Origin of the sequence: Sorangium sp. So ce131 (assembly GCF_051519095.1) — a bacterium.
Taxonomy (GTDB): Bacteria; Myxococcota_A; Polyangia; order Polyangiales; family Polyangiaceae; genus Sorangium.
On the sequence record NZ_CP150455.1, the window covers coordinates 1,216,034 to 1,231,002 of the forward strand.

Sequence of the window (14,969 nt, forward strand, 5' to 3'; positions counted from 1 at the left end):
GGACCAGGAGCCATAGATATGCGGTGTCTGATCATCGACAACTACGATTCGTTTACGTGGAACTTGGCGGATTACGTGGCTCAGGTTTTTGGAAGTGCTCCTTTGGTCATAAGAAATGACCAATATACGTGGTCTCAGATCACGGATCTCCATTCGTTCGGGTGCATCATCGTTTCGCCAGGCCCAGGGTCGGTGACCAACCCTGAAGATTTTAATGCGTCAAAGGACGCGCTTGAGCAGGACGACGTTCCTGTGTTGGGGGTGTGCCTAGGCCTTCAGGGCTTGGCGCATGTTTACGGCGGACAGATCGCCCACGCTCCCGTTCCATTTCACGGACGGAAGTCCGTAATTCAGCATGATGGCAGTGACCTTTTCAAAGGTGTACCGCAGAACTTCGACGGAGTGCGCTACCACTCCCTTGTTGTGCGTCCAGAGTCACTGCCGGCCAACCTGATAGTCACCGCACGGACGGATTGCGGACTGATCATGGGCTTGCAGCACGCGACACGTCCTAAGTGGGGTGTCCAGTTCCACCCCGAGTCCATCCTCACTGCATACGGTAAGCAGATTATCTCGAATTTTAGAGAGCAAGCTTACAAACATGTAGGAAAGGAGCCGCCTGGTAGAGCCGTGAGGTTGGAGAGTGAAGGCGACGTAGGTGTTGACGGAACTCACCGGCGCGGCGACGCGGGAGACAAGCCTGAGGATCGGAGGCGTCTGCGGCTGTTCGCCAGGAAGCTCGCCTCGAGCATCGATCCGCAAACGGCGTTCCTTCAGTTGTACGCGGGACGAGAAAATTGCTTCTGGCTCGACAGCCAGTCCGCCCCGGACGCATCGTCGCGGTTCTCTTTCATGGGAAGCGGATCGAACGAGTCTCTGCTCGTCTGCCGCTTGAGCGGTGACGCGTCGACGTGTCCTGCCGACGAGCATCTGACCATGCTGGACCGCAACCTGGAGAGCGTCATCGTCGACAGCGACTGCGACGTGCCATTCGAGTTTCGCGGCGGTTACGTCGGCTTCATGACGTACGAGATGAAGGCGGCTTTCGGGTCGCAGACTTCCCATCGAAACAGAATCCCTGATTCCGCATGGATGCGGGCCGATAGATTCCTGGCTTTTGATCACGCCTCAGAGAGTGTGTGGCTGGTGGCGATCGCCGATCGAGATGAGAAAGACGCAGTCGACCGCTGGATGGACGAGACCGAGGCCACGGCAAACGCCTTGCGTCAAGCGGAGGGCGGCGCGAAAACGCTCGGGCTCGACAGAGTATCGGTCAGCATGGATTTCGGCCGTGAAGAGTACCTCGCGGCCATCGAGAGTTGCAAGGAGAAGATCGTCGACGGAGAATCCTATGAGGTCTGCCTGACAAATCGGTTCTCGTTGGATCTGAAGCTGGATCCCGTGGCGCTCTATCTGGTCATGCGTAAGGCGAATCCAGCGCCGTTCGGTGCATTCATCAAAGTAGGAATCAATTACATAATGAGTACGTCACCGGAACGGTTCCTCAAGGTGGATGCCAGCGGAGCCGTTCAGACGAAGCCGATTAAGGGAACAATAGCCAGATCGGACGATCCTCACATCGATCGCAGGAATGCCGCACGGCTGGCGACCTCTGAGAAAGACCGCGCGGAAAATCTCATGATCGTCGATCTGATGCGCAATGACTTGGGAAGAGTATCTGTGCCGGGCAGCGTGAGGGTGTCTAAGTTGATGGACATCGAGAGCTTCAAGACGGTCCATCAGATGGTTAGCACTGTTGAGGCTAGATTGATGCCGGGTTGCTCTCTCGTAGATCTGCTGCGTGCGTCATTTCCTGGAGGCTCGATAACTGGTGCACCGAAGATACGCACGATGGAGATCATCGACCGCCTCGAACAGACTTCGCGGGGTGTGTACTGCGGGACGATCGGTTATCTAGGCTACAATACGGTAGCCGACCTGAACGTTGCCATCAGAACGGCGTCGTACGATGGTAACACGGTCAAGTTCGGTGCCGGTGGTGCTATCACGTACCTTTCCGATCCAAAGAGTGAATTCGCGGAAATCATGCTCAAGGCGGAGGCGGTGCTGCGGCCGATTTGGGAGTACGTGAAGGAGCTCGGCAGCCCGTTGAGTTATAGCTTGCGCCACAAGACCATGAATGTGGAAGTAGAAGCGATTCATATTCCCGGCGCTGCCGCGGCGGTTACACTCCCTCCGGCAAGGACAATACCCGCGGCATTCCCTGTGGAACCAATGGACTGACTATAAAATCCGACCGAGCATCGGCGCTTGCTCGAGAGAATTCCGTTTATCGATAGCTTAGACAGAAAGTTGTATCGCGTGGAAATCGGCGCCGAGCTGCGGTAGCAGCGCGAGCGCTCAGGCTCCCACGAACAGTGCCGCCATCGAAACCGGTAGCGCTTCCGCACAGCGCAGTGATCTGGAGTGTGACCATGACCGCGACCAAGGGGCCCCCCGAGTTTTCCTTCGACCTGTTCTATAGCACGGTCAACGCGTACTACCGGACCGCAGCGGTAAAGGCAGCCATACAGCTTGGAGTTTTCGACGTTGTTGGTGAGAAGGGGAGGACCGCGCCGGAGATCGCGAAGGCGTGCGAGGCGTCCCCCCGTGGCATCCGCATCCTTTGCTATTTTTTGGTTTCAATTGGCTTTCTTAAGAGACGTGGTGACGTCTTCTTCATGACTAGAGATATGGTCATGTTTCTCGACAAAAAATCGCCAGGCTACTTAGGGGGCAGCATCGACTTTCTGCTTTCGCCTTACATCATGGATGGTTTCAAAGATCTCACATCAGTGATCCGCACCGGTCGCCTCACGCTTCCCGAAGAGGGGGCTGTCGCTGCTAACCATCCCCAGTGGGTGCAGTTTGCTCGCGCGATGGCTCCGATGATGTCTCTGCCGTCTCTTCTGGTGGCAGAGCTGGCCGACAGGCACCCGGGTCAACCGATCAAAGTCCTCGATGTCGCAGCAGGACATGGGCTATTCGGTCTCGCCATTGCGCAGCGGAACCCTCGTGCGCACGTGACGTTTTTGGACTGGGAATCCGTTCTGGAGGTCGCGCGCGAGAACGCCGCCAAGGCCTACGTTACCGATAGGGTCAGCTTTCTGCCAGGCGACGCATTTAGCGTCGACTTCGGGGATAGCTACGACGTCATCCTGCTGACCAACTTTCTACATCATTTCGACCAGGCAGGCTGCGAGCAGATCCTCAGAAGGGCAAATGCCGCTCTGAAAGAAAACGGTCGCGTACTGACCTTTGAGTTCATCGCCGACGAGGACCGTACCTCCCCAACGCTCGCCGCCACCTTCAGCATGATGATGCTAGGCACAACGCCAGCCGGCGAGGTATATACATTCTCAGATATTGAGCGGATGTTCAAGAATACGGGTTTCGATCATGTCGAGCTGAAGGCGATTCCGCCGGCGATGGAAAAGGTCGTCGTTTCATCTAAACGAAAACCGATGCAGCGGGCGGCGTCCGAGGCAACAGGAATTATGGGAGCTATGTGATGGCCACGAAACTTTCGGACTTCTCATCCGCCGTTTCCGACGACGAGCAGTTAATCTCCCGATGGAACCAGACGGGCATCTCGCTGAATCTGTCGAAGAGTGTTGTGTCGCTCTTTAACGAACGGGCTAAGCTTTCGCCCGACGCCGTCGCGTGCATGGGTAGCGACGGAGGTATGACGTACAGGGAACTGAATGGTAGGGCGAACCAAATCGCGCATTACCTAATCCGACGCGGAGTAGGCGCAGACGTTCGAGTCGGGCTCTTCTTCGAGCGCTCTGCCGACCAGCTCGTTGGTATGCTCGCCGTACTTAAGGCTGGCGGTTGCTATGTACCGCTGGATCCACAGTACCCTCCGGACTATGTCCACCAGATCGTCACGGATGCCGAGCCGATCTTGGTCTTGTCGGGTCGCGCTCTGGGCCAGCGCCTGCGCCCGGGGGCGGGCGAGGTGATGTACCTCGATGACATCGCCATAAACTCCTCCGAAACGAGTGACCCGAGGGTAGATATCTCGCCGGAGCAGCTATCTTACGTGATGTATACCTCCGGCTCCACGGGCCTACCGAAGGGGGTCATGGTCCCGCACAGGCAGCTCGTCAACTGGCTCTATGCACTGTGGGATAGGGTTCCGTTCGAGGCGAACGAGGTGGTCGCGCAGAAGACTTCCACCGCTTTTGCCATCTCCGTTAAAGAGCTGCTCGCGGGGCTGCTCGCGGGCGTCCCGCAAGTGTTCGTCGATGAGATGACGACCAAGGACATACCTAAACTCGTACGCGAGCTGGAACGATACCGTGTGACCAGGTTGTATACGTTCCCATCGCAATTGGATGCGATCCTCTCCTACGCACAAGGTTCCTTCGACCGGCTCCGGCATCTGCGTCATTTGTTCGTCTCTATCGAGCCATGCCCGACGGAACTGCTGGCGAAGGTGCGGGCAGCAATGCCCTGTGCGGTTACTTGGTATATTTATGGTTGCACCGAAATCAATGATGTGACCTACTGCGATCCTGCCAACCAGGTTAGCAGTAGTGGATTTGTCCCCATCGGACGCCCGATTCGCAACACACGTGTGTTCGTGCTCGACGAGGATCTGCGAGCGGTGCCGGTCGGCGCCATAGGAGAGATCTACGTGGAGAGCGTAGGGGTTGCTCGCGGGTACTGGCGGCAGCCCGAGCTAACCGCAGAGCGGTTCATCCCCAACCCGCACGGAGAGGGTGGATCCCGCCTCTATAGGACGGGTGACCTGGCCCGTTATCTTGCCGACGGGTCGCTAGAGTTCCTTGGGCGGCGTGACCAAGAGGTCAAGATCCGTGGTTACCGGGTTGATTTGCGCCAAGTCGAGAAGGTCATAGCGGCCCACCCAGACATCCAAGAATGCGCTGTTGTGGGGTGGCGGCAGGGGGTGAGCAATACCCAGCTGGTCGCGTATCTCGTATGGCGGTCGGATGGTGCGGCGAAGCTCGGCGAGCTGCGGGAATACCTCTCTGGCAGCTTGCCCTCGTTCATGGTCCCGGGAATCTTTCAGTCTCTGCCCGGGCTGCCACGCCTGCCGAACGGCAAACTGGACCGCTTGAGTTTGCCTGAGCCGAGTGTCTCGGATAGCGGCGTCGTTTACCAGGCGCCTCGCACGAAGATTGAGACGACTCTGGCTCGTATCTGGAGCGAAGTGCTGACACAGGGTGATCAAATGCCACCAACAGTTGGCATCGCTGATGACTTCTTCAGCCTAGGCGGGCATTCTCTGCTCGCGACGCAGCTGTTTTCCCGCGTGCGACAAGAGTTCGAGCTTGAGCTTCCGATCAACACGCTGTTCGAGTACCCCGTCCTGGAATCCTTCGCAAAGGCCGTCGATATCGCGCTCGCCGAGCGCACACCCGACGCGAATTCCCGAATTGCACCTGCTGATCGAGGGCAGCCAGTCCCTCTCTCCTACGTTCAAGAGCGCCTGTGGTTCGTGAACGAGCATATGGAGGAGCAGCGGACGAGCTACAACGTCGCATTCTCCTATCGGATGCGTGGCGGTGGATTGTCAATAGGATCGTTGCGCGCAGCTGTCAACGGCTTGGTGGCACGCCATGAAACTCTACGAACGACCTTCGTCGTGCCTGAAGCAGGCGGCCAGCCGGTCCAGTGCATCGCTGAGGCGCTGTGGATCGACGTACCTCTGTGTGACGTCAAGGAGTGCGATGTCGCTGCACGTGTGGCGGAGCATGCGGGACATGTCTTCGACCTTGCTAAGGGTCCCCTGCTGAACGTCACTGTATTGAGAGTGGCTCCCGATGATCACGTGTTCATGATGAACATGCATCACATTATTTGTGATGGGTGGTCCATCGGTATTCTGTTCCGTGATCTTCAGGAGCTGTATACCGCGGCGGAGACAGGCGCTCAGCCATCGTTGCCAGAATTGCCGGTGCAATATGCCGATTATGCTGTGTGGCAGCGCCATCAGGATCTGAGCTCGCACCTCGCCTCCTGGAAAGAGACCCTGGAGGGTTACGAAGAAGGTCTGGCTCTCCCCTACGATTATTCGCGCCCGGCAAATAGAGCATGGCGGGCAGGGACGTACCGGTTTCAATACAGTCCTGAGCTCGCGGCGCAGGTCGCCGAAGTCAGTCGGAGCCACCAGGCCACGGTGTTTATGACGCTCGTGGCGAGCGTCGCCGTGGTGCTCTACCAGTACACAGGCAGGGAAGACTTGTGCCTGGGTACGACAGTGGCCGGGCGCGACCAGATCGAGCTCGAGGGCTTGATCGGATTCTTCGTCAATATCCTCGCACTTCGCATTGACTTGAGCGGCAACCCGACGGCTGAGGTCATTATGCAGCGGACGAGGGCACGGGTGCTCGCAGCCATGGAGCATCGAGACCTACCGTTCGAGCACGTCCTGGCTGCGTTGCAGAAGCAGCGTGATAGCAGCCAGATCGCGTTGGTGCCGGTGATGGTTCGCCATCAGAACTTTCCTACTGTCCAGACCTACAGCCTCGGCAGAGACCTCGGGGGCGGTCAATTGGAGTTCGGCGAACGAACGACCCCGAGCGAGCTAGACCTGCAGTTCTCGGGCGACGGAAGCTTCTTGGAGGTAACGATCGAGTACGCGAAGGACCTCTTTACAGAGAACACGATCGAAAGGCTCGTGGCGCATCATCGGGAGATCCTGGAAACGCTCGTCGGACACGGGGAGCGCAGGCTGTGTGACTTCCCGCTGTTGACCCAGCAAGAGCAGGACCTGTACGCTGAGCTGAACGACACCGCCTGCCGGATGGAGGCGTTCAGGAGCTTGGCGGACCGCTTCGAGTCTCAGGTGAACGAGACTCCGGATGCGCTCGCGTGCATCAGCGTGACGGCCGCCGAGGAGCAGGGGAGCAGCGGAGCTAGACGTCTGAGCTATGGCCGATTGAACGCACGAGCCAACCAAGTCGCCCATGGGCTGCGTGCGATGGGGGTGGGCCCGGAGTCGCGCGTAGCGGTGATTTGTGACCGGTCACAAGAGCTTTTGATCGCCGTGGTGGCGATCCTCAAGACGGGGGGCTGCTATGTGCCCGTGGACCCGCAGTATCCACAGCACTACATCGAGCAGATCCTCGAGGACGCGGCGCCGCAGGCCGTCCTGAGCAAGCGGGCGTTGCAGATCGGGCATCTTGCTGGGGAGCAAGTGCAAGCCTGGCTCGATCTTGACGACCAGGAAAACCTGATTGACGAACGGGTGTCTAGTCTGCCGCAAGACAACCTGGAGCCCGTCGCGCTGCCTCACGCCTCCCAGCTGGCGTGCTTGATGTACACGTCAGGCTCGACCGGCACGCCCAAGGGCGTGATGGTGCCGTACGCCCAGATACACAACTGGCTGCAGGCATCGTGGCGACGCTATCCGTTTGGTCCCGGGGAGGTGATGCTTCAAAAGACCTCTATCTCCTTCGCGGTGTCCGTCAAGGAGCTATTGAGCGGGCTGCTCGCAGGCATGCCGCAGGTGATGCTGCCAGACACGATAGTTAAAGACAGCGCGGCGTTGACCGCTGCGGTGCATCGGTGGCAAGTCACGCGGATCCACATCGTGCCATCGCACCTGCGGGCGCTGCTGGAGAGCCCGGACGAGACCGCGGCGTCGCTGAGCTCGTTGAAGTACATCGTCACGGCGGGCGAGGCATTGCCCCAGGGAGTTAGAGAGGACGTCCGGAGGAAACTGCCAAAAGTTGCGCTGTGGAACAACTATGGCTGCACGGAGCTGAACGACGTCACGTACTTCCCAGCGAGCACGTCGGGCGAACCTCCGGAGGTGCCGAGCACGGCCGGCGTGCCGATCGGTAAACCTATATCTAACACCCAGGTGTTCGTGCTCGACGAGCAGCTGCGTCAGGTGCCGGTGGGCGTGATGGGAGAGCTGCACGTCGACAGCATCGGAATGGCGCGAGGATATTGGCGTCAGCCCGACTTAACCGCCGAGCGATTTGTCGTCAATCCCTACAGCAGCACCCCAGGCGCACGCCTCTATAAGACCGGAGACATGGTCCGCTTCCTGGCAGACGGGTCCCTGGAGTACCTAGGGAGACGCGATCACGAAATCAAGGTACGTGGACATCGGGTAGATGTTCGCCAGGTTGAAAGCGTCGTGGGGGCGCACCCCGGCGTGGCAGAGTCGGCCGTAATGGGGTGGCCTCTGGACTCGAGAAGCCCGGCACTTACCGCGTATGTGGTGCCGAGGTCCGGCTGGTCGGGGGCGGCTGACGAACTGCGACGGTATCTCTCCGAGAGGCTGCCGACCTACATGGTCCCGACGCTCTACAAGTTCCTTCCGGCGCTGCCGCGTCTGCCGAACGGAAAGCTAGATCGATTGAGTTTGCCCGCGCCGGAGGTCACAGATACTTCCGCCAACCAAGCGACCACCACGACTGAGACGGAGAAGCTGGTTGCAGCGATCTGGGGCGAGATTCTGAAGCGGGATGACGGCGCTGTTCCTGTCGTGGGGAAGCGCGACAACTTCTTCGATCTGGGTGGTCACTCACTGCTCGCCGACCGCGTGCTGTCGCGCGTGCATCTACTCTGCGGTATCAGGCTAAGCATCAATGCTCTATTCGAAAAGCCGGTGATGGAGTCCTTCGCAAAGGAGATCGACGACGCGGTAGCCGCACAGAAGCAAAGGGACGACGGCGCCACTGATGCGTTGAATCATCGAGCGAGGCCTGCTCCCGTCCTTTTGCCTATCGCGCTGAATCCCGAGAGGCCAAGTCTGTTCTGCATCCACCCCATCGGCGGCCAGGTGTCTTTCTACAACGACTTGGCCAAGGTGGTGGGTGCACACGCGTCCGTCTACGGCGTTCAGTCGATTGAGGCACGCGACTTCGAGCTTCTCGAAGAGCTCGCTGCCTTCTATGGTAGCACGATCCAAAGCCTGCAGCGCAAGCCGACGTATCGCCTGGTCGGGTGGTCTTCAGGGGGGCTGATCGCCCTCGCGATCGCCCGCGAACTGGAGCAGCGTGGCTGCACCGTGGAGTACGTCGGGTTGATCGACTCGACTCCCATACCAAGCATCGCGGCAGATGCTTCGCGGCTCGCCGTGACTGCGGCGGTTAACATCTTGGGCGCGATTCGCGGGCGAGGATTTTCGGTTCGCGAAATCGAGATTGCAAAGTCTGTTCTCGCTTCACATGGACGGGATGAAGAGTGTCTGGATTTGTCTAATTATAAAGATACTTTGCTATTTCTCGCCAGGCACTTCGATGTGCGCATCGAGGATGAGTCATCGGATTACCTCGCCTCCCGAATGGAAGTAACGAAATACTACCTGTCGCTGTTGGCTGGTTTCAAGCCCGAGGCACTGGGGCCGAATGTGTACTTGTACAAGGCTTCCGAGCGCCTCGGTATACAGCCCACTGAAGGCGCCAGCGCCGGGTGGAATGGTGGACTGGAATCCATGCTTGAGCCCTCTAACGTGATTCAGGTTCCTGGAACCCATTACACAATGCTGCAAAAGGACAACGTGCACAACCTGGGCGCTCGCATCAATGAAAGATTGATGGCTATCAACACACCTAGAGGAGCGGTGTAGGCGCTGAACGCGCGGATCAACTTTCTATCGGACGGCTGGGACCCCTGCGGGATTATGAAAGGAGGCTCAGGCATGAATATGACGCACCGCGCCGAGATTCGCAGCTCCGCTTGTGCGGCGCCTTACGTGCAGCTCCCGCGCGGGTCCTTTGCAGCGTCGGTTTACAGCGAGGCATTCTGCTGACACGCCGTCGACATCGTTGGTTGTTGAGAGCGAGGCTGGTTGATGCTCTCGCGCTCGGGTTGGCTGATGGTGCGGGCCCCAGTCGCGGGAGTGATGGTCGACCCATCGCCGCGCTGAGAGGGCTGGATTGCTCGGACGCGTCAAGGTTTCTGCCGCAGGGCTCGGCGGCTGTGCCGCCCTTGACGCGCTCTGCGCGCCCCGGCGGAGTCGTCACACGGGCGACGGGCGGACGGACCCTCCGGCGGAGGCTCAAGGCATCGGAAGGGCGATGGCCAGCGACCGCGTGAGCGAGGCATCATCGTGCCTGAGCGAAAAATGGGCTCCAGCCGTCGTCAGCAGGGAACGATAACATTGGTGCACGTTGAACACGCGCCAGATCAGGGGAGAAAGGGCAATTCCGAGATGAGCACAGCGAACCAATCCAGTGTCACGGTGCCGAGCCGAGGCACCTTGAGTGCAGTCCCGACCGTCAGGGCTGAGTATCCGTCGAATCGAGCCGTGCATCAGCTGTTCGAGGCTCATGTGGAGCGCTCGCCGGGCGCAGTCGCGGCGGTGATGGGAGAGGAATCCCTGACGTATCGTGAGCTGAATTGTCGTGCGAACCAGCTCGCGAGGTACTTGTTCTCGAAGGGCGTGCGTGTCGGCGGGTCAGTGGCGATCCTGATGAACCGGAGCCCGTTGTGCCTCGTGTCGCTACTTGCCGTACTAAAGACTGGCGCCTCTTATGTGCCACTCGACCTCGGCCTGCCGGCGAAGAGAATCGAGTACATGTTGTCGGACAGCGGAGCGAAGTTCGTGCTGGTCGACCATGAGTCGCGAGGACGGCTCGACGAGGTCGACACGAGCGAATCGCCGGCGATCGACCTCGACATCGACGCTGTTTGGGAGGGCGATACGAGTAATCTGAACCTCCCCGTGAACGGTGAGGACGAAGTTTACTGCATGTACACGTCCGGATCGACCGGAGCTCCTAAAGGTGTGATGGTTCATCACCGTGGGTTGATGAACTACGTGTGGTGGGCCAAAGGACAGTATGTGAGCGACGACGTGAAGAGCTTCGCGCTCTACTCATCATTGTCGTTCGACTTAACCGTTACGTCGATCTATGTGCCGCTGATATCGGGCTTGTGTATCTACATCTACGCTGACCGCCAAGATAATGTCCCCGTGATCAACAGAGTCGTCGACGACAATAATGTTGACGCCCTGAAGCTCACTCCTTCGCACCTGGCGTTGCTCAGGAACACGGACCTTGCGGCTTCTAATCTGAGGGTGCTCATCTTAGGTGGAGAAGATCTTAAGACCGAAGCTGCCCTGGATGTACATCGAAGATCATCTGGAAGGATCGCTATTTACAATGAGTACGGGCCTACGGAGACCGTCGTCGGGTGCATGATACATCGCTACGATCCTGTGAAAGATGTGCATGGCTCGGTGCCGATCGGCACGGCCATCGATAATCTGGAGATATTCCTCCTCGATGAGCATCTCAACGGCGCCCAACCCGGTAAAGTAGGGGAGATCTACATCGGAGGAGACGGCGTGACGCGCGGATACAAGAACAAGCCGGACGTCACTGCCAAGCATTTCGTGTCAAGTCCATTCGCGGCGGGAGAAAAGCTCTACGCCAGCGGTGACCTCGGGCGACTGAATGAACGCGGAGAGCTGCTCTTCCTGGGGAGAAAGGACCTCCAGATTAAACTCCGAGGTTATCGGATCGAGTTAGCTGAAATTGAAAACGCACTTCTCTCGTACCCCGGCATCAGGGAGTGCGTCGTTGACTCGACACGTACCGATGTACACGGCTCGGGCGGTGACCTGACCTACTGTGTCAAATGCGGTTTGGCTTCCAGCTTCCCCAATACGGTCTATGCGGCGGATGGAGTTTGCAGCCACTGCGTCGCATTTGAGAAGTACAAGGACGTCGTCCGCGACTACTTCAGCGACATGGCGGAACTCGAGGCTATCGTCGGCGAGATGAAGCAGGAGGGCAATGCGCGCTACGACTGCATAGTAGCGCTAAGTGGCGGGAAGGACAGCACGTACGCGCTCTGCCGCATGATCGATCTCGGCGCGCGGGTACTCGCCTTCACGCTGGACAACGGCTACATCTCCGATGAAGCCAAGCATAACATTGACCGAACCGTAGCCCGCTTGGGTGTGGAGCATCGCTACGTTTCGACGGAGCACATGAGAGAGATATTCGTCGATAGTCTCAGACGACATAGCAACGTGTGCAACGGCTGCTTCAAGACGATCTACACGTTTGCGATAAATATCGCGCACGAGATCGGCGTCAGACACATCGTGATGGGCCTGTCGAAGGGGCAGCTGTTTGAGACTCGTCTCTCCGCGCTGTTTCGCGCGTCTTCGTTCGATAACGCTGTGTTCGAGAAGAACCTCCTCGACGCCCGGAAGATATATCATCGCATCGGCGATGCAGTGAGCCTTCGCCTGAACACCGAGTGTGTCAGGGACGACGCCGTGATGGATCGCATTCGCTTCGTGGACTTTTACCGTTACTGCCACGTCAGTCGAGTTGAGATGTACGACTACATCCAGAGAAAGGTCGGATGGTCTAGGCCGATTGACACAGGTCGATCAACCAACTGTCTTCTCAATGACGTCGGCATCTATGTTCACAATCGCGAGCGGCGGTACCATAATTATTCGCTTCCCTATAGCTGGGACGTGCGGATGGGACACATCAGCAGGGAAGAAGCGATGAGGGAGCTGGACGACTCCACTGACATCGACGTCGATAGAGTTCAGGCCATCATGGATGAACTTGGGTATACGATGAATGAAGACGTCGTGGAATCGGCAGAATCTCAGCTCGTTGCATATTACGTTGCTCCGGCAGAGATTCCATGGTCGGCTTTGCGGCAGTTTCTGGCGAAGACTTTGCCGGACTACATGGTCCCGACCTGCTTCGTCCAGCTCGACGACATACCCCTGACGCCTAACGGAAAGGTCAACCGGCAGGCTTTGCCTAGGCCAGATATTCTCAGGAACAATGCGAAAAACCAATACGCCGCACCTCGGAACGCCGTAGAAGAACACTTGGTCAGTCTATGGAAGGAAATACTGAGGGTCGACGAGGTCGGTATTTACGACGACTTTTTTGCCCTCGGCGGGCATTCGCTGCCGGCGCTGATGCTTTTGTACAATGTCGCCAACCACTTCAATAAGACAATCGGCATTCAGGAGTTCGCGAGCGCACCCACCATCAGCGCGCTGGCAAAGCACATCGGAGACGGTGCGTCGTCGGTCACGCGCGGCGATGCCGAGGCAGTAGAACAGACGTCATGAACAACGGGTGTTGAAGTGCGTGCCTTGATAGTAAACAGCGTAAACGTAGGGCTCTGTTCGGTGTTCGACCGGGGTCTTCAGTTTGGCGACGGTCTTTTTGAAACGATGCTCTGCCTGGATGGCGCACCGAACAATTTTGAGCAGCACTGGGAGCGACTGAGCAACGGCTGCGTACGCCTTGGAATCGGGTGTCCTGACGTCCGGATGGAGGTGCTCGCAGCGGTCAGAGACTGGGGTAGGCAAAGGGCGGTCGCGAAGTTGATAGTGACCAGGGGTAGTTCCGAAAGAGGTTACCGCTGCGCGAAGGATGTTGCTCCCAACTGGGTTCTTACGATCGGCGACGCTCCAAATATTAGTAAGGCGTTCTACGAAGCTGGCGTTAGCGTTCGAATTTGTCGAACTCGCCTTTCTGTTGAGGACGAGCAGCTGGCAGGTCTTAAGCATCTGAATCGGTTGCCGCAGGTGCTTGCCCGGAGAGAGTGGGAAGACGAATATCACGATGGCTTAATGATGAACCATCTAGGGCATGTCGTGGAAGGATGTTCGAGTAATCTGTTCCTCGTCTCTGGTGGCACGTTGCGGACTCCTGACCTGAATGCGTGTGGCGTGAGGGGGATCGTCCGGCAGATAGTTCTCGATTATGCCACGAGGGTTGGGATTCCTTGTGAGGTGACGTCGACAGTAGCCGGTGACGTCGAGCAAGCGGACGAGGTATTTCTGACCAACTCGGTCTACGGCGTGTTGCCTGTCAGAGCTGTCGATGCGAGAAAATATGCGATTGGCGGGACGACCAGGCGCATATTGAGCGAGCTGTGTAGCGGCGTGTACTTTGAGAAGTAGTTCCCGTGTTCGTTTGCCGGCGCATGGTCCTGGTCGGTGAGAGCCCGTGCTTCTGGGCGGTTTACGATGGACTGCGAGGATCGTATGACAGGAAGTTCTAAAGTTGCCGCGGCGTGTCCTTTGGTTGTCACTCCGCCGGAAGAGCAGATGCTTCTTGAAGATTGGGTTGCGATGAATCGCGCCACGATCGAGCACCAGCTGACCGCACACAAGGCGATTATATTTCGTGGGTTCGGCAATAAAATCGGTTTAGACGGCATAGCTGCCAGTTTGTTCGGGCGGCTCTTAGATTATACGTACCGGTCGACGCCCCGCACTGAGCTTGGCTACAATCTGTACACCGCGACCGAGTATCCCAAGCAACTGTCGATTCCGATGCATTGCGAGAATTCATACCAGCGCGACTGGCCGATGAGACTGCTGTTCCACTGCCTGGAGCCAGCTACCCGAGGCGGAGCTACTCCGCTGGCCGATACGATCCAGGTGACCCGCCTGATCGCTCCAGAAGTCAGGGAAGAGTTCGAGCGGAAGAACGTCAAATATGTAAGAAACTATCGTCCTGGTGTAGACCTTCCATGGCAGACGGTCTTCGGAACGAATAGCAGGGAAGAGGTCGAGCAGTTCTGCGTCAGAAACGGCATCGATTACCAGTGGTCCGACACTGGGCTGAGAACCAGCCAGGTATGCCAGGCGTTTGCCATCCATCCTGTTACTGGCGACAAATTGTGGTTCAATCAGGCTCATCTGTTCCACATCTCGGCGCTGGATAAGGCTTCTCAAGAAATGATGTTGTCATTTTTTGGTGAAGGCGGACTCCCCAGAAGCTCATACTTCGGGGATGGAACTCCGATAAGCCGTGAAGCCTTAAACAACATTCGTGCAGCGTTTGAGCAAAGTAAAACGTACTTCGAGTGGCACAAGAACGATGTTTTGTTGATCGATAACATGCTAGCGGCCCATGGCAGGGACCCTTTCGAGGGAAACCGAAAGGTGCTCGTGTGCATGGCTGAGTCGTACTCGGAGTGGCAGAGGCGCTCGCCTACCGGGAAAAGTGAACGTGAAGGGAGCGTGGGTTAAG

General features: G+C 57.9%; 6 protein-coding genes. All 6 read left to right on the forward strand.

Going from position 1 to position 14,969, the window contains the following annotated elements:
• Positions 1 to 18: 18 nt before the first annotated feature.
• On the forward strand, positions 19 to 2,244 hold the full coding sequence (gene pabB / locus WMF43_RS04515) for an aminodeoxychorismate synthase component I (protein WP_437677698.1): 2,226 nt from the start codon (positions 19 to 21) through the stop codon (positions 2,242 to 2,244).
• A 191-nt stretch (positions 2,245 to 2,435) separates the two neighbouring features.
• Positions 2,436 to 3,512 (forward strand): methyltransferase, encoded by a 1,077-nt coding sequence (locus WMF43_RS04520; protein ID WP_437677699.1) that lies wholly within the window; start codon positions 2,436 to 2,438, stop codon positions 3,510 to 3,512.
• Positions 3,512 to 9,556: an amino acid adenylation domain-containing protein gene (locus WMF43_RS04525; RefSeq protein WP_437677700.1), complete on the forward strand. Its 6,045-nt coding sequence runs from the start codon at positions 3,512 to 3,514 to the stop codon at positions 9,554 to 9,556. Before WMF43_RS04520 ends, WMF43_RS04525 begins: the two co-directional genes overlap by 1 nt.
• 681 nt (positions 9,557 to 10,237) lie before the next feature.
• On the forward strand, positions 10,238 to 13,051 hold the full coding sequence (locus WMF43_RS04530) for an amino acid adenylation domain-containing protein (RefSeq protein WP_437677701.1): 2,814 nt from the start codon (positions 10,238 to 10,240) through the stop codon (positions 13,049 to 13,051).
• A gap of 24 nt (positions 13,052 to 13,075) precedes the next feature.
• Positions 13,076 to 13,891: an aminodeoxychorismate lyase gene (gene pabC / locus WMF43_RS04535; protein WP_437677702.1), complete on the forward strand. Its 816-nt coding sequence runs from the start codon at positions 13,076 to 13,078 to the stop codon at positions 13,889 to 13,891.
• Positions 13,892 to 13,975: 84 nt separating this feature from the next.
• Positions 13,976 to 14,968, forward strand: a complete 993-nt coding sequence (locus WMF43_RS04540; RefSeq protein ID WP_437677703.1) for a TauD/TfdA family dioxygenase — start codon at positions 13,976 to 13,978, stop codon at positions 14,966 to 14,968.
• Position 14,969: the final 1 nt, after the last annotated feature.